Source organism: Collinsella aerofaciens (assembly GCF_039752775.1).
Taxonomy (GTDB): Bacteria; Actinomycetota; Coriobacteriia; order Coriobacteriales; family Coriobacteriaceae; genus Collinsella; species Collinsella aerofaciens_R.
On record NZ_JBDMGT010000011.1, the window covers coordinates 40524 to 66541 of the forward strand.

The following is a 26018-nucleotide window of genomic DNA, read 5'->3' on the forward strand; positions in this document are numbered from 1 at the left end:
CAAGCCTCGCGGTCGCCTTGAGCCACATGTTTGTAAACCTCACTATGATACGACAGCTCGCGGCGCGTTGAGGACGGCGAGGGTGCTACAGTGAAGCGCAAACAAGAGAAAGGCATCACATGGCATTCGTTTCGCTCGCCATCATCGCACTCGTGGCCTTTGCGAGTCCTTTTATCGCCTCGGCGATTCCCGGGAAACCCGTTCCCGAGACGGTCTTTTTGCTCGTGTTTGGCGCGGTGCTGGGACCCCATATGCTCGACATTATCCATGTAGATGCCGAGGTCTCGCTCGTGTCCGAGCTCGGCCTGGCCTTTTTGTTCCTGCTTGCCGGCTTTGAGATCGACCCCAAGAGCATCACGGGCGTCGAGGGGCGCTACGGCTTGGCGACGTGGGTCGTCACGTTTGGTATCGCCTGGCTTGCCGTGCGCTTTACCCCGTGGTTCTCAGTCAGTCATTTCGACGGTATCGCCGTGACGCTTGCCCTCACTTCGACGGCGCTCGGCACGCTCGTGCCCATCATGCGTGAGCGCTCGCTCACTGGCACGCGTGTGGGCGACTCGATTCTCGCGTATGGCACCTGGGGCGAGCTCGGCCCTGTGCTCGCCATGTCGGTGCTGCTGTCTGCCCGCACTGGCATCCAAACGCTCGTAATCCTTGGCTTGTTTGCGGTGGTTTGCGTGTTGCTGGCCGTGGTCCCAAGCCGCTCCAAGCGCGTCGGCAGCCGCTTCTTTGCGTTTGTCGAGGAACGCGCCGATACCACGTCGCAGACCTTCGTGCGCCTGACGGTGCTCATCCTGGTCACACTCGTGGCGTTCTCGGCTGTCTTTGATCTCGACATCGTGTTGGGTTCTTTTGCCGCCGGCTTTGTCCTGCGCTATATCATCCCCGAGGGCAACCATACGCTCGAGACCAAGCTCGATGGCCTGGCCTACGGCTTTTTGATTCCGGTATTCTTTACCGTATCGGGCGCAAAGATCGACCTGACGGCCGTGGCGTCGCGCCCCGGGCTGCTCGCAGGCTTTATCGTGGCGTTGCTGATCATTCGCGCCGTGCCCATTCTCATCTCTATGAGCATTTGTCCTGCGACGCGCGATGTGTCGGCGTATGGTCGTATTACCGTGGCCCTGTACTGCACCACGGCCCTGCCGATCATCGTTGCCGTGACGAGTGTTGCCGTCAACGCGGGCGCGCTGTCGCAAGATATTGCGTCGGTCATGGTTGCCGCCGGTGCCATCACAGTGTTCTTGATGCCGCTGCTCGCACAGCTCTTCTACCGCGTGGTGGATGCTGCGCCGGTCGCCGCCGTGGCAGAGGTTGCCGAGCATCCATCCGATGCGCTCGACATCCTGCGCGCCCATCACGACCTAGCGAGCTTGCTCGCGCGCGAGCATGAGCTGCTGACTTCGCATGGCCATGGTCGCGTATTCGAGGGCCTGCCTACGCTCGATACGATTGCCGAGCGTTTTTCCGCCGAGGCAGCGAGCGACCACATCGATGCCCGCATCGTGGACGCGGCGCACCTGCTTGCCGATAAGACTTACGGCGACGAGATCGACCCCGGCAAGCTCACCCCGCTCGAACGCCGTCGCCTGGAGCGCGCCAAGCTCGCCGTGCGCGAATACCGCCGCCGCATGCTGGAGCTCTATGCGCGCGATGAAGCCCGGGACGACGACGGTAAATAACGAGATGCTTCCCCAGGGGAAGGCGCGTCCCACTTTAAAGACCCGAAACGGGGCGCAGTTTCCGCGAGAGGCTCGTTGCGGAAAGCGCGTCCCAGAATCGGCGTTCAAAACGGGGCACACTTTCCGAAACATGGTCCTGAGGGAAGCTGCGTCTCGGTCTGAGCCGGAATTCTGGGACACGGCTTCCACTTCAAATAGAAGAAGGCGCGCTGCCTGCGGTTGATGCAGACAGCGCGCCTTTTGCGTTGAGCTCTGTTGAGGTTCGAAGCCGAAACTTTCGACCTTTAGGAGCGGGCGGCTCCGTCGACGGGGAGCACGGCGCCCGTGACATAGGAGGACATGTCGCTCGCTAGGAAAACGAAGGCGTTGGCGACGTCCTCGGGCTCGCCCATGCGGCCGAGCGGAATGGTGGCGATGATGGGCTTGATGACCTCTTCGGGAAGGTTGGCGACCATATCGGTCTTGGTCACGCCGGGAGCGACAGCGTTGACGCGAATGCCCATGGGGGCGAGCTCGCGCGAGAGCGACTGGACCATACCGTTGACGGCGAACTTGGACGTGGGATAGCCAACGCCGGAGGGCTGACCGTACTTGGCGACCATCGAGCTCGTGGTGGTGATGGTGCCGCCGTGGCCTGCCTCGGCCATAATCTTGGCAGCGGCTTGGTGGCCGTTAAAGACGGCGACGACGTTGAGGTCCATGACCTTGGCGAACTCTTCGGCCGTGTACTCCAGAAGCGGCGAGCGCTGGGAGATGCCGGCGTTGTTAACGACCGTGTCCAGGCCACCCATGTCGGCGGCTGCCTCGGTAAAGGCCTCGGTTACGGCCTCGAGCGAGGTGAGGTCGCAGGTGCGGCCCCAGACCTTGGCCTCGGGATAGGCTGCGGCCAGCTTTTCAACGGCGGCGTCGGCAGTCTCCTGACGCGAGCCAAAGACCGTGACGGCGGCGCCCTCCTCGATAAAGCGACAGGCGATGGCATAGCCGATACCGCGCGTGCCTCCGGTGATGATTGCTTTCTTGCCCTCGAGCAACATGGTGCTTCCTCTCATCGCGGGCGGACATTCGCAGCACAGCGTAGCGGTAGCCGGAATCGGTCGCGTCTGCATATCGGTGAACGGTAGCCCGCGTTACCGATGAGCGGTTCGCGCAAATGTACTCTGCCGTTGTGCTTGGGGCAGGAGACAAAAGGGCTCCCGTCCCACATCGGACGGGAGCCCTCAAAGCGTGTATTGCTAGGCAAGCGTTGGATTAGTTGGCCATAACACCTTCGGTCCAGGCCTCGACGTCCTCGATACGCAGGACGTTGGCGACCTCGGCCACGCAGTCGACACTGGCAAGCTCGGCGGCGGCAGCCTGGACGTCCTTCTCGAGTGCGCGGTGCGTCAGGAAGATGACCGAGCAGGCATCGCTGACGCCCGACTTGCCGTCCTCGACCTGGTTGATGAGCGAGATCGAGATGTTGTGCTTGGCAAAGATGTCGACCGTCTCGGACAGGGCGCCCACGCGGTCGGCGACCTTCAGACGCACATAGTACTTGGTCTGGAGTTCGTCCATGGGCTTAAAGGCGAGGTTGTGACCATAGGGCTCAATCTCGGGAAGCGGAGCCACGCCGCGGCTGATCTGCTCGGAGAGCGACAGGATATCGCCCACGACGGCGCTTGCGGTGGGGAAGGAGCCTGCGCCGGCACCGTAGAACATGGTTTCGCCCACGGCGTCACCCACCACGTAGACGGCGTTCATGGCGCCGTTGACCTTGGCGAGCATGTGGTCGGCGGGGATCAGCGTGGGATGCACGCGGACGTCGACGCCGGCGTCGGTGTTGCGGGCGATGCCGAGCAGCTTAATGGTGTAGCCGAGTTCGCGTGCCTGGGCGATGTCCTCGGCGCCGATGGTACGGATGCCCTGCTGGTATACGTCGTCGGTGGTCACACGGGTGCCAAAGCCGATGGAGGCGAGGATTGCCGTCTTGCTGGCGGCGTCGAAGCCGTCGACGTCGGCGGACGGGTCGGCCTCGGCATAGCCCTTGGCCTGCGCGTCGGCAAGTACGTCGGCGTAATCGGTGCCCTCGGCGTCCATGCGCGACAGGATATAGTTGGTGGTACCGTTGAGAATGCCGGCGATGGTCAGAATCTTGTTGCCCACCAGGTCGTGCTCGAGCGTGCTCACGATGGGGATACCGCCACCGCAGCTGGCCTCGCACTTAATCTGCACGCCGCACTCACGCGCTTTCTCGGCGAGCGTCTCGACATGGCGGCCCAGCAGGGCCTTGTTGGCGGAGACGACATGCTTGCCGTTCTCGAAGGCGGTGGTGAAGATCTCGGTTGCGGGGTGTTCGCCGCCGATCAGCTCGACGACGATGTCGACGGCGGGGTCGGTGACGACATCGTGCCAGTCGCTCGTAAAGGCCTCGCGCTCAATACCGGCTGCCTCGGCCTGCTCCCAGGCAAGCGCACAGGCGCGGGTCAGCTTAAGGTCGATGCCGTAGGCGGCCAGGTACTCATCGTGGTGGCTCTTGATCAGGCGGGCCACGCCGCCGCCGACGGTTCCCAGGCCGATCAGACCGACGTTCACGGTGCGCAGGGATTCGCTCATAGATAGCTCCTTCGTGCATCTCATGGATGGATTAACCGCTTAAAGGTTGAGTGCATTCTAGCGTGAACCGAGGGCGCGTGCTCGCCAGGCAACAGGAGTCGCACAAAACGGCACCCCCGAAACGCTGCGGAAACATTGGAAACACGCTCGCTACAAACGAGCTTCCGTAACAAACTGTCAACGTTTGCGCCATAAGGTTTGCCCTGTGCGACTGGGGCATGCAGGCGCTCGTCGGCGTGGAATGACGAGGGCCAGGTCGAAAAGCCCGCTACGGCTTATGTGATCCTGGACGGCAAGTACATCGCCGCCTAAGTGCATATAACGAGACCGGTGGGGCCGTTTTATGCAGGGCAAGGACGCTTGTAACAGAACAGAAACATTACTTTCACATAATAAAGTGGCTAAACTGCATAAACCGATAGAAATACGCATAAATATGGATAAATGGACAAAGCAAAAGAAAAGTTGAAATAATCGCCACTTTTCTCAACTAAAGCGTCTACTATTTTGCGAACGCCGAACACGGCGAAGGATGGCCTGTCGGGCAACCGAAACCCGACGAGATTTGAGAGGAGAGCCGCATGTCGAGCCTCACCGGTAAGTCATTGAACCCTGTTATGAATCGCAGGAGCGTTATCGCGAGCGCAGCAGGTCTGGGGGCGATGTCCATTCTAGCTGGCTGCTCCTCCAACGGCGGCGACAGCGGTTCCGCTTCGAGCGACGCTTCGTTTAAGATCGGCACCATCGGCCCGCTGACCGGCGCCAACGCGTCCTACGGCAAGTCCGTTACCCAGGGTGTCGAGCTCGGCTGCAAGGATTTCTCGACCAAGGAGCTGCCGCTTGCCAGCAAGGCCGAGGATGACCAGGCCGATGGCGAGAAGGCCGTCAACGCCTTCAACACCCTGCTCGACTGGGGCATGCAGGCCCTCGTCGGTCCGACCACCACGGGTGCGTCGGTTGCCGTTGCCGCAGAGTGTGGTAACGACCCTAAGACGTTCATGATCACCCCGTCCGCGTCCTCCGAGGACGTCACCGACGGCAAGGATTGCGTCTTCCAGGTTTGCTTCACCGACCCCAACCAGGGTGTCAACGCTGCCAAGTTCCTGGCGCAGAAGTATGCGGACGAGAAGTTCGTGCTGTTCTATAACTCCGGCGACGCCTATTCTTCGGGCATCGCAGATTCCTTTAAGGCCCAGGCCGCTGAGTCCAAGCTCGAGATTGTCGACGAGGAGACCTTTAAGGACGACTCCGCCACGAGCTTTACCAACCAGCTGACCAAGGCCAAGCAGGCCGGCGCCACCATGATCTTTGCGCCGATCTACTACACGCCGGCGTCCGTTTTGCTCAAGAACGCCAAGGACATGGGCTACGACGTCAAGATGATGGGCTGCGACGGCATGGACGGCATCCTGGGCGTTGAGGGCTTCGACACCTCTCTGGCCGAGGGTCTGCTGCTCATGACCCCGTTCTCCGCCGATGACGAGAAGAACGCCGACTTCGTCAATGCCTATAAGGATAAGTACGGCGATACCCCCGACCAGTTTGCCGCCGACGCCTACGACGGCGTGCACGCGGTGGCCGAGGCCGTCAAGGAGGCCGGTCTTGGTGTCGACGCCGACCCGACCGAGGTCGCCGAGAAGCTGTCCAAGGCTATGCTCAAGATTACCGTTGACGGTCTGACCGGCAAGCTCACCTGGAACGATAAGGGCCAGGTCCAGAAGGAGCCCACGGCGTACGTCATCACCGACGGCAAGTACGTACAGGCCTAATAGGCCGCCTTACATAGAGCGGTTTTGATCCCAAGCAGGGGAGGTTTTGGCCTTCCCTGCTTGCTTGGTATCTAGGGACGATGTAACGTCCCTGTTTCATACATTAACTGGAAACCTATTCGAAAGGGGGATGTGGAACATGACGGTCTTTATCCAATACCTGGTCAACGGCCTGTCCATGGGCAGCGTCTACGCCATCATCGCGTTGGGCTACACCATGGTCTACGGTATCGCCAAGATGCTGAACTTCGCTCACGGCGACGTTATCATGGTCGGTGCCTATGTCTCGTTCTGCGCCACGTCGTATCTCGGCCTCCCGGGCTGGGCATCTGTAGTTCTCTCTTGTGTGGTCTGTACCGTTCTCGGTGTTCTCATCGAGGGTCTGGCATACAAGCCACTGCGCCAGGCAGGCCCGCTGGCCGTTCTGATCACGGCTATCGGCGTGTCTTACTTCCTGCAGAACGCCGCGCAGCTTCTGTGGGGCGCCACGCCCAAGAACTTCACTTCGCTCGTCACCTTCCAGGTGCCGGAGTTCTTGGCCAAGTTCAACGTAAGCGCCGTCTCGCTCGTCACCATCGTCGCCTGCCTGGTTATCATGGCCGGCCTGATGTTCTTTACAGGCAAGACCAAGATGGGCAAAGCTATGCGCGCCGTGTCCGAGGACAAGGCTGCCGCTCAGCTCATGGGCATCAACGTCAACCGCACCATCTCGATGACGTTTGCCATCGGCTCTGCCCTTGCCGCCATCGCCGGCGTGCTCCTGTGCTCCTACTCGCCGGTGCTGCAGCCTACGACGGGTGCCATGCCTGGCATCAAGGCCTTCGACGCCGCCGTCTTCGGTGGCATCGGCTCCATCCCCGGCGCCTTTGTCGGTGGCATTCTCATCGGCATCATCGAGGCGATGGCGCAGGCCTACATTTCCACGAGTCTTGCCAACTCCATCGTCTTTGGTGTTCTGATCATCGTCCTGCTCGTCAAGCCTGCCGGCCTCTTGGGCAAGTACGTCCCCGAGAAGGTGTAGGTGAGCGGTATGAAGTTTCTTAAAGACAAGCAGACGCGTCACGATTTTGTCACGTACGCAATGTGCATCGTGGCCTTCGCCATCGTGTTCTTTATGCAGTCCAACCATATGATCCCGCGCATGATCGCCGGTCAGTTGGTTCCCATTACGGCCTATATTGTCATGGCCATTTCCCTCAACCTCGTCGTCGGCATCGCGGGCGACCTGTCGCTGGGCCATGCGGGCTTTATGAGCGTCGGCGCCTATACGGGAATCGTTACCGCCGTCGCGCTGGAGAGCGCCGTTCCCTCCGATCCGGTGCGCCTTGTCATCAGCATCGTGGTCGGTGCTATCGCCGCTGCCGTCTTGGGCTTCTTGATCGGTATCCCGGTCCTGCGCCTGAGCGGCGACTATCTGGCCATCGTGACCCTGGCTTTTGGCGAGATCATCAAAGAGATCGTCACTTGCCTTATCGTGGGTGTCGACTCGCGCGGCCTGCACGTGATCTTTAACATCACGGGCAACTCTACGATCGACGACCTGCACCTGCTCGAGGACGGCACCGCCATCATCAAGGGCGCCCAGGGCGCCTCGGGCGTGTCGACGTACTCGACCTTCCTCGCCGGTGCCATCCTGGTCATGGTCGCACTCGTGATTGTGCTCAACCTGGTTCGCAGCCGTACCGGCCGTGCCATTATGGCCGTGCGCGATAACAAGATTGCAGCCGAGTCCGTAGGCATCTCCGTCACCGAGTACCGCATGATCGCCTTCGTGGTTTCCGCTGCCCTCGCCGGTGCTGCCGGAGCTCTCTTCGGCGGTAACTTCTCGCAGCTCTCCGCCACCAAGTTCGACTTCAACACGTCCATTCTCATCCTGGTGTTCGTGGTCCTGGGCGGTCTGGGCAATATGCGCGGCTCCGTCATCGCGGCGGCGCTGCTCACGGTGCTTCCCGAGCTGCTCCGTCAGTTCTCGGACTACCGCATGCTCATCTACGCCATCGTGCTGATCCTGGTCATGATTTTTACCAACAACCCGCAGCTCAAGGCGTTCTTCGGTCGCGTCAAGGACCGCTTTGCTTCCAAGAAGGAGGTGGCAGCCGATGCCCAGTAAATTTGAGTTCAAGAAGGGCAAGATGGTCCCGTATCCTTCTGGCGCCATCGTTCCCGACCGCGATCTGGGCGAGCGCCCGGCACTCGAGTGCATCCACCTGGGCATTGAATTCGGCGGCCTTAAGGCAGTCGACGACTTTAGCCTGACCATCGGCAAGACCGAGATCGCCGGTCTCATCGGCCCCAACGGGGCCGGTAAGACCACGGTCTTCAACCTGCTCACCAAGGTGTACCAGCCCACGCACGGCACCATCCTGCTCGACGGCGAGGACACCTCGGGCAAGTCGGTCTACCAGGTCAACCGCATGGGTATTGCCCGTACCTTCCAGAACATTCGCCTGTTCAACACCATGACGGTGGAGGATAACGTTAAGGTCGGCCTGCATAACCAGGAGCGTTACTCCGGCTTTGAGGGCGTGCTGCGCCTGCCGACGTATTGGAAGCACGAGAAGGCTGCTCACGAGCGCGCCATGGAGCTGCTGTCCATCTTTGATATGGAGCATCTGGCAAACGAGCAGGCCGGATCGCTGCCTTACGGCGCTCAGCGTCGTCTGGAGATCGTCCGCGCGCTTGCCACCAACCCCAAACTGCTGCTGCTCGACGAGCCTGCCGCCGGCATGAACCCGTCCGAGACCGCAGAGCTCATGGCGAACATCGTCAAGATTCGCGACACCTTCGGCATCGCCATCATGCTTATCGAGCATGATATGTCGCTCGTCATGAACATTTGCGAGGGCATCTGCGTGCTTAACTTTGGCAAGGTTATCGCCAAGGGTACGGCGGAGGAAATCCAGAACAACGACGCCGTTATCGAGGCGTATCTGGGTAAGCAGGATAAGGGGGAGAACTAAATGGCAGAGCCGATGCTTTCCGTCTACAACATCAACGTCTGGTACGGCGCCATCCACGCCATCAAGGACATCTCCTTTAACGTTAACGAGGGCGAGATCGTGGCCTTGATTGGTGCCAACGGTGCCGGCAAGTCCACAACGCTCAAGACCGTCTCGGGCCTGCTGCGCTCCAAGACCGGCTCCATCAAGTTTATGGGCGAGGACATTACCCATACGCCCGCTGATAAGCTGGTTGGTAAGGGCCTGGCTCAGGTTCCCGAGGGTCGTCGCGCCTTTTTGCAGATGACGGTCGAGGAGAACCTGGAGATGGGCGCCTATACACAGCCCAAGTCCACAATTGCTCCGGGCCTGGAGCGCGTCTACGAGCAGTTCCCGCGCCTGAAGGAACGTCGTCGCCAGGTCGCCGGCACCCTTTCAGGCGGCGAGCAGCAGATGCTCGTTATGGGGCGCGCCCTTATGAGTAACCCCAAACTGCTTATGCTCGACGAACCTTCCATGGGTCTGGCACCGATTCTGATCGAACAGATCTTCCAGATTGTCGAGGACCTGCACAAGGCCGGCACCACGGTGCTTCTGGTTGAGCAAAACGCGCAGATGGCGCTTTCCATCGCCACGCGCGGCTACGTGCTCGAGACCGGCAAGATCACCATGACCGGTACCGGCCAAGAGCTCCTGCACGACGACAACGTCCGCAAGGCCTATCTGGGCGGTTAATCCATTCAACAAAGGGGGCGCTGACCAACCCGGTCAGCGCCCCCTTTTAAGTTGCGGTGAAATAGGGACTGAATACGGGCTCCAGAGGCCAAATGAGTCCCTATTCCACCGCAACTTCATGGGGATGTGTGACAATGCCCGTCGGAAAACATCTGCTGTCTTTGGGGGTCTATCTATGCTGTACGAGTTTTGTGCCGAGAACTTTGAGCGGGTGCCGGCGGCTATCGATGCCGGTGCAAGGCGTATCGAGCTGTGCGACAACCTTGCCGTTGGTGGCACCACGCCTTCGGCCGGCGTTATCAGCGCTACGACCAACTATGCACACGAGCACGATGCGCGGGTGATGTGCATGATTCGCTCGCGTGGCGGCGACTTTCACTACAACCAGGACGAGTTGCGTATGATGGAGATGGACCTGGGCCTTGCCGTGAGCGCCGGCGTTGACGGCTTGGTCTTTGGCTGCTGCAAGCCCTGCGCTGGCGGATGGGCACTCGACGAGCTTACGTTGGGCGCTCTCGTGATGGCCGCGGGCTGCGCGACCGAGGAATGCAAGCGTGAGCCCATCGACATCACCTTCCACATGGCGTTTGATCAGCTCTCGCCCGAGGCTCAGCTCGACGCGATTGACATACTCGCCGACTGCGGCATCACACGCATCCTGACGCATGGTGGCGCTGCCGGTACGCCGATCGAGGACAACTTCGAAAACCTGGCCCGCTTGATCGAGTATGCGGGCGACCGCTTGACCATCCTTCCCGGCGGCGGCATTTCCACGGTCAACCGCGATACCGTGGCGGCGGCACTGGGCGTCTCCGAGCTCCATGGCACCAAGATTGTGCCGCTGGAGGTATAACCCGTGACGCTGGTATTTAACGTTCAGCAGGCGAACGGTAAGCCCGACGACAACCGTCGTCCCGGCACCGCGTGCCCCTTTTGCGATACAGAAGGGCTCACCGACATCATTCGCCGTGATGGCGATTGCATTTGGCTCGAGAATAAGTTCAAGACCCTGCGCGCCACCTGTCAAACCGTGCTGATCGAGTCGGCCGATCACGATGCCGACCTGGTGACCTATGAGCCGGATGAACTCCACCATGTGATGCGGTTTGCCCTGGGTTGCTGGCAGCAGATGATCGATTCACAGCAGTATCGAAGCGTGCTCATGTACAAGAACAAGGGTCCGCTCTCGGGCGGTAGCCTCGTTCATCCGCACATACAGATTGTGGGTTTGGAGCAGGAAGACGGCTATGCTTCGCTGGCTTCCGCCAATTTCGAAGGTATCAATGTCTGGCAACAGGGGAGGATCTCGGCCAACATCTCAACCGAACCCATCATGGGGTTCTTTGAGATCAACGTTTCAGCCCCGCAGGGAATCGCCGCCAGCGATGACACGAGAGATCAAGCCGAGGCGGATCTCTTCGCCGATGCAATCCAGGTAGCTCTGCGCTATATCCTGAACGAGCACCACGGTGGTCGCGCAGAGTCGTATAACCTGTTCTTCTATCACCTGGGCGGTCGGACCATTGCCAAGGCGCTGCCGCGTTGGGTGGTTTCGCCCTACTTTGTCGGCTATCGTTTGGCCCAGGTCAATGCTGAGACAACGCTCGATATCGATGCTGAGCGCCTGCGTGCGCATCTGGAAACGCTCGTATAGCAAGACTAACACCCGCGTAATGCGGACAGTCTAGCGTGCCATGGCGTCGCGGCCGGCCTCGACCCGCTTGCGCTGGGCGGCGCGCTCCTCGCCGGTTAGACGCTCAAAGAGATGCCCGATAAGCGAGGCGAGTACCTGCTGAAACAGCGTGCCGCACATGACGGGGAATACGACTTCGCCCGGAAAGTATTGCGTGGCGATGACGGCGCCCGAAGAGATGTTACGCATGCCGCAGGTAAAGCACATGGTAGCCGTCTCGCTATATGGCAGATGCAGCGCACGGGCGACCAGAAAACCGATGACAAAGCCGCTGATGGCGAAGGTCAAAATAAAGAGGGCGACTTCCAGGCGCACCGCGTTCATGTGCAGCACGTACTCGCTCATGGCGGTGGAGTTGGAGGCGATAACGCCCATCATCATGAATTTGCAAGCGGGCGAGAGCGCGGGGGAGAGCTTCTCGTGTCCCCATCCACGCGTGAGCTCGTTGATCACGATGCCGAGCACGGCGGGGATGGCGATCATAAAGGCCATGTCTTGCATCATGCTCGGCACATCGATCGAGACGGTGGCACCCAGCAAGAGCTTAAGCGTAAGCGGAATCGTCACAGGGGAGATAACCGAGGACGTCAGGATGATGGTGAGCGCGAGCGGGCCGTTGCCGCCGAACATGCTGATCCACATAAAAGCGGTGACGGCCACGGGCACGCTGTACTCGAGCACGATGCCGCAGACAAGGTTGGGGTTGGAGCCAAAGAAGAGTGACCCTATGGCATACGCCGCGATGGGAATAAGCACTGCCGAGACCAGCAGCGCCAGAATCAGGTGCAGCGGACGGTGGAACACCTCGGCTACCTGGTGAAAAGTGTTGCTGAGCGCGCCCTGAAACGTCATAAAGGCGAAGAGGGCGGGAACAATGGGCTTGAGCACGCCGATCTGCTGGGGAAAGAGCACTCCGAGCGCCACGCAAATCGGAACGATGATCTGCATATGCCCCGCGAGGAACTTTCCCAGTCCAGCCCATTGCTTCATATGTCCCGTGACTCCCTTTATCCGCGAACTCGTTTGTATGGATATGCTAGACGCTCGTATGCGTCCGTGCGGCTGAAACGCTCGATTATTTCGAGGCCATTACCGCCATCGTTTGCCGAAACCGCGGCGCACCGCGGCGTTTTGCGTCCGTGCCGCACGGTATAATAAATCCGTTCAACAGATCTGCCTGCCGAAGCGGGCATACACAGAGGACTCATCGCTATGAACCGTGAGAGGTATCGCGGCGACCTGCCCCTATCGGGGGTGGGCGCCTATGTCATCGCTTAAGACGACGCATCGCTGGGCGGTCGCTCGGCAAAACCCCGAGCTCGAAAAGGAGCTTTCGGCTGGCCTGGGCATACCCGGGCTGGTGGCGCGCATTATGGTTGCGCACGGCATTACATCCATCGAGGAAGGCCAACTGTTTTTGACGCCTTCGCTCGATCGCGACTGGGCGGACCCGCTCGTTATTCCGGGCATGGCGGTCGTCGCCGACCGCGTTGAGCGCGCTGTTCGCAGTCACGAGCGCATCGCCGTCTTTGGCGATTTTGACGTCGACGGCATAACGTCGACTTGTCTGTTGACCGAGGCGCTGCGGATGTTTGGCGCCAATGTCACACCGTTTATCCCGCACCGCTTTGACGAGGGGTACGGCCTGTCGCGTGCGGCGCTCGACCGCGTCAACGAGCTCGCCCAACCCAACCTGATTGTGACCGTCGATAACGGTATTGCTGCCAAGGAAGAGGTCTCCTATCTGGAGAGCCTGGGGATCGATTTGGTGGTCACGGACCATCACGAGCCTTCCGACCAGGTGCCGCAGGGCGTGCCCCTGACCGACCCCAAGCTCGAGGACGAGGGTCCCTCGCGCGAGCTTGCCGGTGCCGGCGTGGCACTCAAACTGGTGCAGGTCCTGGGCGAGCGTTTGGGCAAGCCGTCGTATTGGCGTTCGCTGATAGAGGTCGCGGCGCTGGGCACCGTATCCGACATGATGCCGCTCACGCCCGAGAATCGCGCACTGGTCGCCGAGGGCATCCAGCAGATGCGCGTGACGGCCCGTCCCGGCTATATCGCGCTTGCCGCACTTGCCAAGGCCGATCTTTCTACCATTACGGCCGACGGCCTGTCATTCTCGCTCATTCCCCGCTTAAACGCTGCCGGTCGCATGGCCGATCCCAAGCTGGCGCTCGACCTGCTGCTTGCCCGCAATCCCATCGAAGCAAGCGCGCTGGCGGCTGAGCTCGAAGAAATCAACCGCCAGCGCCGTGAGATCGAGGCGGAGCTCACGCGCGATGCCATGGCAAAGGTCGAGGAGACCTATGACGGCGGACGCGCGATCGTCGTGGGCGGCGAAGGCTGGCACGAGGGTGTCAAGGGCATCGTGGCAAGCCGTCTGACCAACCGCTATCACGTGCCGGCGCTGCTGTTCTCGATCGAGGACGGTATCGCGCGCGGCTCTGGTCGCTCGGTGGGCAAAGTTAACCTGTTTGACGCCGTCGAGCGCTGTTCCGACCTGCTGATTCGTCGCGGCGGACATGCCGGTGCGGTGGGTGTGACCATCGAGGCATCCAAGCTCGATGAATTCCGTCGTCGCCTTTCCGCCGTGCTATCGGAGATTCCCGCCGAGGACTTTGAAGACATCGACGAGGTTGCCGCCACGGTCGACCTTTCCGAATTGAATATCGAGACCATCGAGCAGATTTCCCGCCTTGAGCCGTTTGGCCAGGGTAATAAGGTGCCGCTGCTGGCTGCCGAGGGCGTGACGATGTGTGATCGCGCCGTGGTGGGTAAGACCGGCGAGCACATGCGCTTTGTGGCGACCGATGGCGCCGCGAGTGTGCCGGCTATTATGTTCCGCGTGCCGCAAATCGATAAGCTCATCAACTGCGATAGCGCTGTCGACTTGGTGTTCGAGGCCGTTGCCGAGCATTGGCAGGGTCGTGTGAAGTCCAAGCTCATGGTCAAGGATGTTCTGGTCCGCGATACCACGCTGCCCAGCGTCGACGATCCGGCATGCGAGCTTCGTCGTGGCGTGCAGCCGGCAGACTCCGATCTGCGCCTGGAGTCGCGCAAGCGCGAGACGCTCGCCCAGCTTTCCTATACCGAGCTCACGCGCTCGCTTATCCATAGCTTTATCGGATCGAACCAGCCGCACCGCGCGCAGGTTGAGGCGCTCGACGCCTTGGCCGATCACCAGAGCGTTTTGGCGGTTATGGGAACGGGCCGCGGCAAGTCGCTCATCTTCCATGTGCATGCCGCGCGTGAGGCGGTGCTTCGCGGACGTGCGAGCATCTTTGTCTATCCGCTGCGTGCGCTTGTTGCCGACCAGGCCTATCACCTCTCGTCGACGATGGCCGCGCTCGGCATTGGCGTTGGCGTGCTGACCGGCGAAACCGTGGAGGCCGCACGCGATGACGTGTTCGCCGGCCTAGCTTCGGGCCGCACCGGTATCGTGCTCACGACGCCCGAGTTCCTGTCTATCCACCGTGACCGCTTCGCGCGTTCGGGCCGCATCGGCTTTGTCGTTATCGATGAGGCGCACCACGCCGGCCTTGCCAAGGGCGGCGACCGCAGCGCCTATCTTGACATGCCCGATATCCTCAAAGCCCTGGGCGACCCGGTCGTTATGGCTGCGACGGCCACCGCGACGGCTCCGGTCGTGGCCGAGCTTGCCCGCATGTTGCCGATCACTCGCACGGTGGTCGACGAGACGGTGCGCGAGAACTTGCAGCTCGAGGATGACCGAGATCTTGCGAGCCGCGAGAACCGCCTGGTGTCAATCGTGGCTACGGGGGAGAAGACCGTCATCTACGTCAACTCGCGTGATCAGTCCGTGGCGCTTGCCAAGACACTGCGCAAGCGGGTGCCCGATTGCGCGACCCGCATCGCGTTCTATAACGCGGGGCTTGCGCGCTCCGATCGTCGCCGTGTTGAGGAAGCGTTTCGTGACGGAAGCCTCAGCTGCATCGTTTCGACCTCTGCCTTTGGTGAGGGCGTCAACCTGCCCGATATTCGCCATGTCGTGCTCTACCACATGCCGTTTGGCAGCATTGAATTTAACCAGATGAGCGGACGCGCCGGTCGCGACGGCCAACCTGCCGTGATTCACTTGCTCTATTCGTCGCGTGACGCTCGCATTAACGAGCGCCTGCTCGACTGCTACGCGCCCGAGCGCGATGAACTCGTCACGCTCTATCGAGCGCTGCAGACTATGTGGCGCTCCAACCGCGGCAAGACCGGAGACGACTCGTTTAGCGCGAGCGATATCGACATCGCGCAGATGTGCCTTGCCATCGATGCCCGCACGCCGGTCGACGAGCGCTCGGTGGAAAGCGGCCTGGGAATCTTCGAAGAGCTTGGTTTCTGTCGCGTTTCGGGGTTTGACGACACCCGTCGCATCGCGATGGCCGAAAACCCCGGCCGTGTGCAATTGAGCAGGTCAATTCGCTATTTGGAGGGCTTGCGCTCGCGCATGGAGTTCTCGGCTTTCCGGAGCTGGGCACTCGATTCGTGCGCTTCTGATATGCTAGCCAAAGTTAACCGCCCGATCGTACCGCGGGCCTAGGGGAAGGGGACCTCGATGGATGCCGCAGCCCGTACCGCCCATGATTCCACCCTCCAGCCGTTTTCGGAGATGGAGCACTATAAGCATGCCGATGAGCTGCCGCCCGAGATTATGGCGGACAGCTACGACAAGCTGGAGCGCCTGTGCCTCAAATATATGAATGAGGAGGACTTCTCTAAGGTGGAGCAGGCCTATTGCTTTGCCGCCGAGAAGCACTGCAACCAAAAGCGCCGCTCGGGCGAGATGTACATTAACCATCCCGTCGAGGTGGCCATCATTTTGGCCGATCTCAAGATGGACTGCGATGTGGTGTGCGCCGCGCTGCTGCACGATACCGTCGAGGATACCGAGACCTCGCTTGCCGATGTGTCCGGCCTGTTTGGCGATACGGTAGCCGAGCTCGTCGATGGCGTGACCAAGCTCACCAACATCGAAGTCGACAGCATGGACGAGAAGCAGGCCCTCACGCTGCGCAAGATGTTCCTCGCCATGTCCAAGGACATCCGCGTCATTATCGTTAAGCTTGCCGACCGCCTGCATAACATGCGTACGCTGGCGGCCCTTCGCGAGGACCGTCGCCTGTTTAAGGCTCGCGAGACCATGGACGTGTATGCGCCCCTGGCCGACCGTCTGGGCATGAGCTCTATTAAGTGGGAGCTCGAGGACCTGTCCTTCTTCTACCTGGAGCCCGATGCCTACCAGCGCATTGCGCGCATGGTGGCTGAGTCGCGCGAGGTTCGCGAGCGCTATCTGGCTGAGACTATCAAGACGCTCACCGACGAGCTCAACCGCATTGGCCTGGAGGGCTTCCAGATCAATGGCCGTTCCAAGCACTATTGGTCCATCTACCAAAAGATGAAGCGCAAGGGCAAGGAATTCTCCGAGATCTACGACCTGGTGGCACTGCGTGTCATCACGCATTCGGTGCGCGATTGCTACTCCACGCTCGGCGCGGTGCATACGCTGTGGCACCCCATGCCCGGTCGCTTCAAAGACTATATCGCCATGCCCAAGGTCAACAACTACCAGTCGCTCCATACGACGGTTATCGGCCCCACGGCCCGCCCGCTCGAGATTCAGATTCGAACCTACGAGATGCATGAGCAGGCCGAGTACGGCATTGCCGCCCACTGGCTCTATAAGAAGTCGGGCGGATCGTCTGCGTCTAAGACCAATGATGCCCAGCGTCTGGACGACCAGATTAACTGGCTCAAACATTCGCTCGATTGGGCAGCGTCTGACGAGATTACGGACGCCAAGGAATACCTGCACTCGCTGAAGGTCGATCTGTTCGACCAGGAGATCTTTGTCTTTACACCCAAGGGCGAGGTCATGGCGCTTCGTGCCGGCTCTACACCGCTCGACTTTGCCTACGCCGTTCACACCGAGGTGGGAAACCATTGCGTCGGCGCCAAAATCAACGGTGCGGTGGCTCCGCTCACGCACGAGATTAAGACGGGTGACCGTGTCGAGATCCTGACCAACAAGAGTTCCAAGCCGTCGCGTGATTGGCTCAAGATCGTTAAGACACCTTCCGCCAAGTCAAAGATCCGCCGTTACTTCGCCGCCGCGACCAAAGACGATGACGCTGCTGCCGGCCGCGATATACTGGCCAAGGACCTGCGCAAGCGCGGGTATGGCATCTCTACGCCGCGATCCACGCGTGCGCTCAACGCCGTGGCGGAGCAGTTTAACTACAAGCAGCTCGAGGACCTGTTTGCCGCCGTCGGCGCCGGCAAGGTTGCCCCGCGCGCTGTGGGTAACAAGGTCGAGCAAATCTTGGACCCCAAGCCCGAGGAGCAGCTCACCAAGACCGAAGCCATTGCCGAGATCGTCAAGCAGCCTGCCCGCGGCTCCAACCGCAAGCCGCAAAAGCGCGGCAAGAGCGCCAGCAACGGCATTATCGTCAAGGGCGAGAGCAACAGCGGTCTGCTGGTCCGTCTGGCGCATTGCTGCAATCCGGTGACGGGCGATGACATCGTCGGCTTCATCACGCGCGGCCGTGGCGTTTCGGTGCATCGCGCCAACTGCCCCAACGTCAAGGGTCTTATGGAACATCCCGAGCGCATGATCGATGTGGAGTGGGACGGCGCTGCCGACACCCTCTTCCAGGTCGAGATCGTGGTCGAGTGCCTGGACCGCATGGGCCTGCTCAAGGATGTCACCATTGCCATTGGCGATGCGGGCGGCAATATCCTTTCTGCCGCCACGTCGACCAACCGCGAGGGTATTGCAACCCTGCGCTTTATGGTCGAGATCTCGGACGCGAGCGGTCTGGATCCGCTGCTGGCTTCCATCAGCAGTGTCGATTCGGTCTACGACGCTCGCCGTCTTATGCCCGGCGAAGGCGGAGCTCAGCTCAAGCGCCGTGTGTAGGTGCGAGAGCCTCTCAGCATCATAGATATCGGTTACGTTCGAGGCATCGTTTGGTGCCTCGAACGTATTTTAGAAGGAGGGTATGCGCATGGGCGATATGACTTTGGACCTGACACCCCGAGGTGCAGCTTCGATTGAGGCACTCGTCAACGGCCCGATTCAGACCAACAGTTACGCCGTGATTTCGAATGACGAGTGCTTAATCGTCGATCCGGCGTGGGAGGGCGAGCGTCTTGTGGAGCATATCCGCACCGCGCATCCCGAAGTTCGCGTACTCGGCTCTGTCTGCACGCACGGTCATGCCGACCATGTTGGCGGGGTCGCCGGGGTTCGAGCTGTCGTTGGCGACAGCGCACTATATGAGTTGTGCGCTAAGGACGTGACGGTGCCTCGCGCAAATATCGAGGAGCAGCGCGCCATGTGGGGTATTGAGACGCCCGATCCGGGCGAGCCGACGCGGCTGCTTGCCGAGGGCGATACGATTGAATTGGGCGATATCTGCCTGCAGGTGATCGAGACGCCGGGGCATACGCCGGGCGGCATCGTCCTGTTCGCCGCGACCGAGCAGGGGAACATCGCCTTTGTGGGCGACACGCTTTTCCCGGGCAGCCACGGTCGTACCGATCTTTCCGGCGGTGACGAGGCGGCGATTATGCGCTCGCTCTCCAAACTTGCCAAGACGCTTCCGCCCGATACCGTTTGCTTGACGGGCCATGGCGATTCGACCACGATGGCGCGCGAACTTATGCAGAATCCGTTTATGCAGATGTAGGCTCGAAGCCGTCTTTCGAATCACGAAGACCGCTCAATCGTCAAGCTATTTTCCCCAGTGGGTCGATTCTGTGGGGCAAACGGTCAAAATTTGTCCAATCGGATGGTATTCGTGAACAAACGAACGTTTATGCTCGGGTATGTCGTGGTAAAATCTCAGGCGTTATCGGAGCAACCTTACAGGAGGTTTCTTTTATGCTCGTCAACGCAGCAGACATGCTCAAGAAGGCCGAGGCCGGCAAGTACGCTCTCGGTGCCTTCAACACCAACAACCTCGAGTGGACCCTGGCTATTCTCCAGGCCGCCGAGGAGGCCAAGTCTCCGCTGATCCTTCAGTGCACCGCTGGTGCCGCTAAGTGGATGGGCGGTTTCAAGGTCTGCGCCGACATGGTCAAGGCTGCCGTCGAGGCCACGGGCGTTACCGTCCCCGTCGCCCTTCACCTCGATCACGGTTCTTACGAGGACTGCTTCAAGTGCATCGAGGCCGGCTTCACGTCCATCATGTATGACGGCTCTCACGAGGAGACCTTCCAGCTTAACCTCGACCGCACCAAGGAACTCGTTGAGCTTGCCCACTCCAAGGGCATGTCCATCGAGGCCGAGGTCGGCGGCATCGGCGGCACCGAGGACGGCGTGACCTCCAACGGCGAGCTCGCTGACCCCGCTGAGTGCAAGCAGATTGCTGACCTGGGCGTCGACTTCCTCGCCTGCGGTATCGGCAACATCCACGGCGTGTATCCCGCCGACTGGGCTGGCCTTTCCTTCGAGCGTCTGGGCGAGATCAAGGCTCAGACCGGCGACCTGCCCCTCGTTCTGCACGGTGGTACCGGCATCCCCGAGGATCAGATCAAGAAGGCCATCTCCCTGGGTATCTCCAAGATCAACGTCAACACCGATCTGCAGCTCGTCTTCGCCAAGGGCGTTCGCGAGTATATCGAGGCTGGCAAGGATCAGCAGGGCAAGGGCTTTGACCCCCGCAAGCTCCTCAAGCCTGGTCGCGACAACATCGTTGCCCGCACCAAGGAGCTCATGGAGGAGTTTGGCTCCGTCAACAAGGCGTAAGCGTCGCTAAACTTCCCGCCGGAAGCCCCGTCCCCCTACACTGTTTCCTTTGCGCTCACCTGGCTTCGCCAGAAGTCGCGCCAAGGAAACAGTTCCGGGGGATGGGGCTTCCTTTGTTTAACGCCGCAGGGTTACTGGGCTGAATTTATTTATTGACTACCGTTCGGCGGCGTTGATGGCTCCCTTGTTGGGGCTTTCTTTTTATCTCGCTACAATGGGCTTCAAGCGTTCTAGTGACTTGGAGTTTTGGTATGGCTGTTATTGATGTGCTGCCTTCGGATGGGAAGGTTATTGGCGAGGGTCCTGTTGGTTGCTCTGTTGATGTTTGCTGTGATGACTTTCGTCATCTCGATATTGGACTGCCGCCTGAGATTCTTCGTCTCAAGGATGCCGGGTATTTGACGCAGGCTGTTGCTGCTTGCGATCGCCTTCTGGAGCAGAACCCTGAGCCTTCGCTGGCTGCTTGTGTTCGTGCCGAGCGGTATCGCATGCTCGAGACGCCGCTTCATTTTTCGGTGTCGCGCGATCAGGCTATTGCGATGATTCGCGAGGAGTGGCCAGAGTTTACCGAAGAGCAGCTTGACGACCTGATCAATCGTAAGCGTATTGACTGGCGCTTTATCGATGGCGAGCTGTTCGTTCTCGACAACTTCCTCGATTCGCTTCGCGTATATCCCAAAGAGGTCCCCGGCATGCGTCCCGATCCTACGGACGGAATTGCACTGCGCAACGAGATGCTCAAGGAGATGGAGTCACAAAACGGATTGACTCGCGTTATTACGCTTAAGGCGTCCTTGTCTGTCCCCGGCGCTCTAGAGGGGGAGACCGTTCGCGCTTGGCTTCCCGTAGCCGCCACCTGCCGCCAACAGTCTCAGGTCGAGATTCTCGACATGACGCCGGAGGGTGCTGTTGCTCCCGCGAACGCTTCGGCGCGTACCGCCTCGTGGTCTTCTTCGAGTGAGCGCTCATTCTCGGTGACTTATCGTTATCACATCGATGCTGCTTATTGTGATGTCTACGGTGGCACACTTCCGGTTCATCCGCGTATGGACGCGCCTCTGCCCGAGGATATTTCCGAGGACCGTCCGCACATTGCATTTACGCCGTATCTGCAGCAGCTGACGGCCAGCGTTGTTGGCGGACTCGAGGATCCGCTCGATCGCGCCCGTGCTATCTATGATTACCTGACGCAGTATATCGACTATCGCTATCAGCCGCCGTACTTGCTTTTGGGATCTATTGCCGATGACTGCGCGCATTCGCTCCGCGGCGATTGCGGCGTTATGGCGCTCACGTTTATCACCATGTGCCGTATCGCGGGCGTGCCTGCCCGTTGGCAGAGCGGCCTCTACGTTGCGCCCGATTCGGTGGGGTCGCACGACTGGGCAGAGTTCTATACGCCGCAGACCGGTTGGCTCAACGCCGACGTGTCATTTGGATCTTCTGCTCGCAGGATGGGGGAGGAGTGGCGCCGCCGTCACTACTTTGGCAATCTCGACCCATGGCGTATGGTGGCCAACAATCGATTCCAGGCAGAGTTTGAGCCCTCTTTCGACGGCATGCGCGAGGACCCTTACGATAACCAGATGGGTGAGGCTTCGGTCGACGGTCGCGGATGCCGTCAGCGCGAGATGCTACGCACGGTCGAACTCGTCGAAATGCTCGAAGTTCCATTTTCGGACTAATCGGTAGAAAGCTGTGATAAACTAACTCACGCATTACGTGCCCGAGTGGCGGAATTGGCAGACGCAGTGGACTCAAAATCCACCGTTGGCAACAACGTGCGAGTTCGAGTCTCGCCTCGGGCACCATACATGCAAGTGAGCGTTCGAGGGGGGGTTGCGGCCCCCTTTTTCGTGCCGAACTCGCGTGAGCGCGCGAAGCGTTAAGCAAACAGGCCTGTGGCCTGTTTGTAGCGGAGCGTGGCGAGGGCGCCGCGCGCCCGAAGCCCGGGGCTTCGCGAAGCGAAGGCCCTTCGAGTCTCGCCTCGGGCACCATACATGCAAGTGAGCGTACAAGGGGGTTGCGGCCCCCTTTTTCGTGTACGTAATGTGATAACGCGCTGTACGTGTTATTATTCGCAAGGCGTTGTTCCCGCAATGCCCTAAAGAGGAACCCGAGGGTTCCCACCTTTTGGCGCCAATGAGCAGCTGACTGGTCATACAACTTAGATTCCCTTCCTCAAATCGAGGAACTCTATGTGTACGACCTGGTTGCTGAGAAGCGCCAGGTTATTTTTTTATGAATGGAGGTAGGGAAAATAGCTAAGTCTGATGACACCCGCATCAACGACGAGATTACTGCATCTTCGTGCCGTTTGATTGGCGTCGATGGCTCTCAGCTCGGCCTGTTCGCCATCCGCGATGCCCAGCGTGTCGCCGACGATCAGGGTCTCGACCTGGTCGAGATCGCTCCCAACGCGGAGCCGCCGGTCTGCAAGGTCATGGACTACGGTAAGTTCAAGTACCAGCAGGCCATGAAGGCCAAGGCTGCTCGTAAGAACCAGTCCAAGGTCGAGGTCAAGGAAATGAAGTTCCGACCCAAGATCGACGTTGGCGACTACGAGACCAAGAAGGGCCACGTTCTGCGTTTCCTCAAGAAGGGCGCACGCGTTAAGATCACCATCATGTTCCGCGGCCGTGAGATGGCTCACCCGGAGCAGGGCCTTAACGTTCTCGAGCGTCTCGCCGAGGATCTCAAGCCTTACGCTACGGTCGAGTCCAAGCCTAAGATGGAAGGCCGTAACATGCTTATGCTGCTCGCCCCGATTAAGGGCGCCTTCGATGAGGATAAAGCGGCAAGCGATACTAAGTAACTAGTGTTCTGTAACCGATTAAGGAGTATTTCATGCCTAAGATGAAGTCCCACAGCGGCACCAAGAAGCGTTTCCGCAAGACTGGTACCGGCAAGCTTATGCGCGCCAAGGCTTTCAAGAGCCACATCCTGAGCAAGAAGTCCACCAAGCGTAAGCGTGGCTTCCGTCAGGAGACCGAGATTGCCGCTGCCGACCGCAAGGTCATCAAGTCGCGTCTCGCCTAAGTTCGCGTTCCCGTTTTTCGTTTTACCGTCTAGGAGTTGATAGAACATGGCACGTATTAAGCGCGCTGTTGCCGCCAAGAAGAAGCGCCGTACCGTTATGCACCGTGCGAAGGGTTACTACGGTGCCGCTTCGCGTACTTACAAGCATGCTAAAGAGCAGGTCCAGCACTCCCTGCAGTATCAGTATCGTGATCGCCGCAACAAGAAGCGCGAGATCCGTTCTCTTTGGATCACTCGTATCAACGCTGCTGCTCGCCTGAACGACATCTCTTACTCTCAGTTCATGCACGGCCTGAAGGTTGCCGGCATCGAGCTCGACCGCAAGGTCCTGGCTCAGATGGCTTACGAGGACATCGAGTCCTTCAACGAGCTGGCTACCATCGCCAAGAAGGCTCTCGAGGCCTAATAGATTCTCTTGAATCGCTAGGGGAGTGTCGCGTTGTGCGCGGCGCTCCCTCTTTTTATCTGAAGCGCGGTTTACATTGCTAAAAGCGCGGGTAGATAAACACTTACAGGTGACCGATCTCTATATATTCCTGAACCAAAGGGTCATCATCTGATACGTGCGGAAGATCCGCACCAGTCTTTCTATTACCTATAGAAAGCAATATGTTGTGTAGGACTTGTGAAGAGCGGAATTGACGTCCCACAGAGCTTCGCGGTCTGGCAATATATCTCCTTGCCGCGCGGCCCGGTCGGACCGGATGAGCCGCGGGGCGTGCACCTTGAGAACCGGATACTGCGAGGATGGACACATTGAGTGTCGCATCCGGGCAGACATCGAACCATTTGAAATGGTCTAACTTGGATTTGTTTTTCGCAAGGCCGCCGAGAGGCGGCCCCGAGAAATTCCTTTTCCTATACTAAAACCATATGAATCGAACGGAACCGATCAGCGATGAACTGAGAGGACCGGACGGGCTCGAAGCCCATATATTTTGGACGGAGAGTTCGATCCTGGCTCAGGATGAACGCTGGCGGCGCGCCTAACACATGCAAGTCGAACGGCACCCCTCTCCGGAGGGAAGCGAGTGGCGAACGGCTGAGTAACACGTGGAGAACCTGCCCCCTCCCCCGGGATAGCCGCCCGAAAGGACGGGTAATACCGGATACCCCGGGGTGCCGCATGGCACCCCGGCTAAAGCCCCGACGGGAGGGGATGGCTCCGCGGCCCATCAGGTAGACGGCGGGGTGACGGCCCACCGTGCCGACAACGGGTAGCCGGGTTGAGAGACCGACCGGCCAGATTGGGACTGAGACACGGCCCAGACTCCTACGGGAGGCAGCAGTGGGGAATCTTGCGCAATGGGGGGAACCCTGACGCAGCGACGCCGCGTGCGGGACGGAGGCCTTCGGGTCGTAAACCGCTTTCAGCAGGGAAGAGTCAAGACTGTACCTGCAGAAGAAGCCCCGGCTAACTACGTGCCAGCAGCCGCGGTAATACGTAGGGGGCGAGCGTTATCCGGATTCATTGGGCGTAAAGCGCGCGTAGGCGGCCCGGCAGGCCGGGGGTCGAAGCGGGGGGCTCAACCCCCCGAAGCCCCCGGAACCTCCGCGGCTTGGGTCCGGTAGGGGAGGGTGGAACACCCGGTGTAGCGGTGGAATGCGCAGATATCGGGTGGAACACCGGTGGCGAAGGCGGCCCTCTGGGCCGAGACCGACGCTGAGGCGCGAAAGCTGGGGGAGCGAACAGGATTAGATACCCTGGTAGTCCCAGCCGTAAACGATGGACGCTAGGTGTGGGGGGACGATCCCCCCGTGCCGCAGCCAACGCATTAAGCGTCCCGCCTGGGGAGTACGGCCGCAAGGCTAAAACTCAAAGGAATTGACGGGGGCCCGCACAAGCAGCGGAGCATGTGGCTTAATTCGAAGCAACGCGAAGAACCTTACCAGGGCTTGACATATGGGTGAAGCGGGGGAGACCCCGTGGCCGAGAGGAGCCCATACAGGTGGTGCATGGCTGTCGTCAGCTCGTGTCGTGAGATGTTGGGTTAAGTCCCGCAACGAGCGCAACCCCCGCCGCGTGTTGCCATCGGGTGATGCCGGGAACCCACGCGGGACCGCCGCCGTCAAGGCGGAGGAGGGCGGGGACGACGTCAAGTCATCATGCCCCTTATGCCCTGGGCTGCACACGTGCTACAATGGCCGGTACAGAGGGATGCCACCCCGCGAGGGGGAGCGGATCCCGGAAAGCCGGCCCCAGTTCGGATTGGGGGCTGCAACCCGCCCCCATGAAGTCGGAGTTGCTAGTAATCGCGGATCAGCATGCCGCGGTGAATGCGTTCCCGGGCCTTGTACACACCGCCCGTCACACCACCCGAGTCGTCTGCACCCGAAGTCGCCGGCCCAACCTTTCGAGGGGGGAGGCGCCGAAGGTGTGGAGGGTGAGGGGGGTGAAGTCGTAACAAGGTAGCCGTACCGGAAGGTGCGGCTGGATCACCTCCTTTCTAGGGAGATTAATTCTTAGAGAGACAAACTTTAACTCGAATAGAGGGCAGGAGCCCGTCCGGTAGATGTCCCGCCACGGATGATTCCCCGCAGCACCCGGTCCCCGGGGTCGCACCCGCGTACCTTGAGAGCCGCATAGCGATAGGAGAGAGATGGAAGATCAATTTCTTCCAGACTCGATTCTTTTCTGCGATTAAACGTAAGAATGATAGCAATCATTCATCCGATCCAAACAAGAAGAATTCACTTATATATGAGTGAGGAGCATCTGATCGCGAGCACAGTACATACACTGTGCCGCGGTATGAGATACCCGAATTGCGACATACGAGCGCTATTCATGATATCGATTAATTAGAT

19 protein-coding genes, 1 tRNA gene and 1 rRNA gene are annotated in these 26018 nt (G+C 60.0%); 18 read left to right on the top strand and 3 right to left on the bottom strand.

The window, feature by feature from the left end; genetic code table 11:
* The first annotated feature begins 119 nt into the window (after nucleotides 1–119).
* Nucleotides 120–1682: a cation:proton antiporter domain-containing protein gene (locus ABHR63_RS04515; protein ID WP_346965332.1), complete on the top strand. Its 1563-nt coding sequence runs from the start codon at nucleotides 120–122 to the stop codon at nucleotides 1680–1682.
* Between the two features lie 284 nt (nucleotides 1683–1966).
* On the opposite strand, the gene ABHR63_RS04520 is transcribed toward ABHR63_RS04515, so the two are convergent.
* Nucleotides 1967–2716, bottom strand: a complete 750-nt coding sequence (locus ABHR63_RS04520) for an SDR family NAD(P)-dependent oxidoreductase (RefSeq protein WP_171021559.1) — start codon at nucleotides 2714–2716, stop codon at nucleotides 1967–1969.
* Between the two features lie 214 nt (nucleotides 2717–2930).
* Complete coding sequence (locus ABHR63_RS04525; RefSeq protein WP_346965331.1) at nucleotides 2931–4274, bottom strand: homoserine dehydrogenase; 1344 nt, start codon at nucleotides 4272–4274, stop codon at nucleotides 2931–2933.
* Between the two features lie 581 nt (nucleotides 4275–4855).
* Here ABHR63_RS04525 and ABHR63_RS04530 point away from each other — a divergent pair.
* From ABHR63_RS04530 to ABHR63_RS04560, 7 genes are all read left to right on the top strand, one after another.
* Entirely contained in the window at nucleotides 4856–6043 is a 1188-nt protein-coding gene (locus ABHR63_RS04530; RefSeq protein ID WP_006234442.1) for an ABC transporter substrate-binding protein, read from the top strand.
* 139 nt (nucleotides 6044–6182) lie between these two features.
* On the top strand, nucleotides 6183–7064 hold the full coding sequence (locus ABHR63_RS04535; RefSeq protein ID WP_099432746.1) for a branched-chain amino acid ABC transporter permease: 882 nt from the start codon (nucleotides 6183–6185) through the stop codon (nucleotides 7062–7064).
* 9 nt (nucleotides 7065–7073) lie between these two features.
* A complete protein-coding gene (locus ABHR63_RS04540; RefSeq protein ID WP_196022378.1) occupies nucleotides 7074–8153 on the top strand; it encodes a branched-chain amino acid ABC transporter permease in 1080 nt (359 codons plus the stop codon).
* Nucleotides 8143–9003 (top strand): ABC transporter ATP-binding protein, encoded by an 861-nt coding sequence (locus ABHR63_RS04545; RefSeq protein WP_346965330.1) that lies wholly within the window; start codon nucleotides 8143–8145, stop codon nucleotides 9001–9003. Before ABHR63_RS04540 ends, ABHR63_RS04545 begins: the two co-directional genes overlap by 11 nt.
* Entirely contained in the window at nucleotides 9004–9717 is a 714-nt protein-coding gene (locus ABHR63_RS04550) for an ABC transporter ATP-binding protein (RefSeq protein ID WP_205217226.1), read from the top strand.
* A gap of 175 nt (nucleotides 9718–9892) precedes the next feature.
* Nucleotides 9893–10570 carry a copper homeostasis protein CutC gene (locus ABHR63_RS04555; RefSeq protein ID WP_346965394.1) on the top strand — a complete coding sequence of 226 codons (678 nt, stop codon included), beginning with the start codon at nucleotides 9893–9895 and terminating at the stop codon, nucleotides 10568–10570.
* Nucleotides 10571–10573: 3 nt separating this feature from the next.
* Entirely contained in the window at nucleotides 10574–11371 is a 798-nt protein-coding gene (locus ABHR63_RS04560) for a DUF4931 domain-containing protein (RefSeq protein WP_346965395.1), read from the top strand.
* Between the two features lie 30 nt (nucleotides 11372–11401).
* Here ABHR63_RS04560 and ABHR63_RS04565 read toward each other — a convergent pair whose 3' ends face one another.
* Entirely contained in the window at nucleotides 11402–12400 is a 999-nt protein-coding gene (locus ABHR63_RS04565) for a bile acid:sodium symporter family protein (RefSeq protein WP_138111987.1), read from the bottom strand.
* Nucleotides 12401–12674: 274 nt separating this feature from the next.
* On the opposite strand from ABHR63_RS04565, the gene recJ reads away from it, so the two are divergent.
* The 10 genes from recJ (at nucleotide 12675) to ABHR63_RS04615 (ending at nucleotide 25657) form a co-directional block, all read left to right on the top strand.
* Entirely contained in the window at nucleotides 12675–15962 is a 3288-nt protein-coding gene (recJ, locus tag ABHR63_RS04570) for a single-stranded-DNA-specific exonuclease RecJ (RefSeq protein ID WP_346965396.1), read from the top strand.
* A 15-nt stretch (nucleotides 15963–15977) separates the two neighbouring features.
* Nucleotides 15978–18338 carry a RelA/SpoT family protein gene (locus ABHR63_RS04575; RefSeq protein ID WP_138111993.1) on the top strand — a complete coding sequence of 787 codons (2361 nt, stop codon included), beginning with the start codon at nucleotides 15978–15980 and terminating at the stop codon, nucleotides 18336–18338.
* Between the two features lie 88 nt (nucleotides 18339–18426).
* Nucleotides 18427–19110, top strand: a complete 684-nt coding sequence (locus ABHR63_RS04580; protein WP_117758818.1) for an MBL fold metallo-hydrolase — start codon at nucleotides 18427–18429, stop codon at nucleotides 19108–19110.
* A gap of 194 nt (nucleotides 19111–19304) precedes the next feature.
* Nucleotides 19305–20171 (top strand): class II fructose-1,6-bisphosphate aldolase, encoded by an 867-nt coding sequence (gene fba / locus ABHR63_RS04585; RefSeq protein ID WP_006234429.1) that lies wholly within the window; start codon nucleotides 19305–19307, stop codon nucleotides 20169–20171.
* Nucleotides 20172–20422: 251 nt separating this feature from the next.
* Nucleotides 20423–21856, top strand: coding sequence for a transglutaminase-like domain-containing protein (locus ABHR63_RS04590; RefSeq protein WP_346965397.1), 1434 nt, complete (start codon nucleotides 20423–20425; stop codon nucleotides 21854–21856).
* Nucleotides 21857–21895: 39 nt separating this feature from the next.
* A tRNA-Leu gene (locus ABHR63_RS04595) sits at nucleotides 21896–21982 on the top strand.
* Nucleotides 21983–22416: 434 nt separating this feature from the next.
* Nucleotides 22417–22986, top strand: a complete 570-nt coding sequence (gene infC, locus ABHR63_RS04600; RefSeq protein ID WP_006234423.1) for a translation initiation factor IF-3 — start codon at nucleotides 22417–22419, stop codon at nucleotides 22984–22986.
* 32 nt (nucleotides 22987–23018) lie between these two features.
* Nucleotides 23019–23210: a 50S ribosomal protein L35 gene (rpmI, locus tag ABHR63_RS04605; protein ID WP_006234422.1), complete on the top strand. Its 192-nt coding sequence runs from the start codon at nucleotides 23019–23021 to the stop codon at nucleotides 23208–23210.
* Between the two features lie 46 nt (nucleotides 23211–23256).
* Nucleotides 23257–23616, top strand: a complete 360-nt coding sequence (rplT, locus tag ABHR63_RS04610) for a 50S ribosomal protein L20 (protein WP_006234421.1) — start codon at nucleotides 23257–23259, stop codon at nucleotides 23614–23616.
* Nucleotides 23617–24149: 533 nt separating this feature from the next.
* Nucleotides 24150–25657 (top strand): 16S ribosomal RNA (locus ABHR63_RS04615).
* The last annotated feature ends 361 nt before the right edge of the window (nucleotides 25658–26018 follow it).

Bases quoted from the DNA above. Each gene is read 5' to 3' on its own strand.
- ABHR63_RS04515 (WP_346965332.1), top strand. From the start codon at position 120: ATGGCATTCGTTTCGCTCGCCATCATCGCACTCGTGGCCTTTGCGAGT.
- ABHR63_RS04580 (WP_117758818.1), top strand. From the start codon at position 18,427: ATGGGCGATATGACTTTGGACCTGACACCCCGAGGTGCAGCTTCGATT.
- ABHR63_RS04590 (WP_346965397.1), top strand. From the start codon at position 20,423: ATGGCTGTTATTGATGTGCTGCCTTCGGATGGGAAGGTTATTGGCGAG.
- ABHR63_RS04565 (WP_138111987.1), bottom strand. From the start codon at position 12,400: ATGAAGCAATGGGCTGGACTGGGAAAGTTCCTCGCGGGGCATATGCAG.
- ABHR63_RS04535 (WP_099432746.1), top strand. From the start codon at position 6,183: ATGACGGTCTTTATCCAATACCTGGTCAACGGCCTGTCCATGGGCAGC.
- ABHR63_RS04530 (WP_006234442.1), top strand. From the start codon at position 4,856: ATGTCGAGCCTCACCGGTAAGTCATTGAACCCTGTTATGAATCGCAGG.
- ABHR63_RS04520 (WP_171021559.1), bottom strand. From the start codon at position 2,716: ATGTTGCTCGAGGGCAAGAAAGCAATCATCACCGGAGGCACGCGCGGT.
- ABHR63_RS04550 (WP_205217226.1), top strand. From the start codon at position 9,004: ATGGCAGAGCCGATGCTTTCCGTCTACAACATCAACGTCTGGTACGGC.
- ABHR63_RS04525 (WP_346965331.1), bottom strand. From the start codon at position 4,274: ATGAGCGAATCCCTGCGCACCGTGAACGTCGGTCTGATCGGCCTGGGA.
- ABHR63_RS04575 (WP_138111993.1), top strand. From the start codon at position 15,978: ATGGATGCCGCAGCCCGTACCGCCCATGATTCCACCCTCCAGCCGTTT.
- ABHR63_RS04555 (WP_346965394.1), top strand. From the start codon at position 9,893: ATGCTGTACGAGTTTTGTGCCGAGAACTTTGAGCGGGTGCCGGCGGCT.
- ABHR63_RS04545 (WP_346965330.1), top strand. From the start codon at position 8,143: ATGCCCAGTAAATTTGAGTTCAAGAAGGGCAAGATGGTCCCGTATCCT.
- recJ (WP_346965396.1), top strand. From the start codon at position 12,675: ATGTCATCGCTTAAGACGACGCATCGCTGGGCGGTCGCTCGGCAAAAC.
- rpmI (WP_006234422.1), top strand. From the start codon at position 23,019: ATGCCTAAGATGAAGTCCCACAGCGGCACCAAGAAGCGTTTCCGCAAG.
- rplT (WP_006234421.1), top strand. From the start codon at position 23,257: ATGGCACGTATTAAGCGCGCTGTTGCCGCCAAGAAGAAGCGCCGTACC.
- infC (WP_006234423.1), top strand. From the start codon at position 22,417: ATGGAGGTAGGGAAAATAGCTAAGTCTGATGACACCCGCATCAACGAC.
- fba (WP_006234429.1), top strand. From the start codon at position 19,305: ATGCTCGTCAACGCAGCAGACATGCTCAAGAAGGCCGAGGCCGGCAAG.
- ABHR63_RS04540 (WP_196022378.1), top strand. From the start codon at position 7,074: ATGAAGTTTCTTAAAGACAAGCAGACGCGTCACGATTTTGTCACGTAC.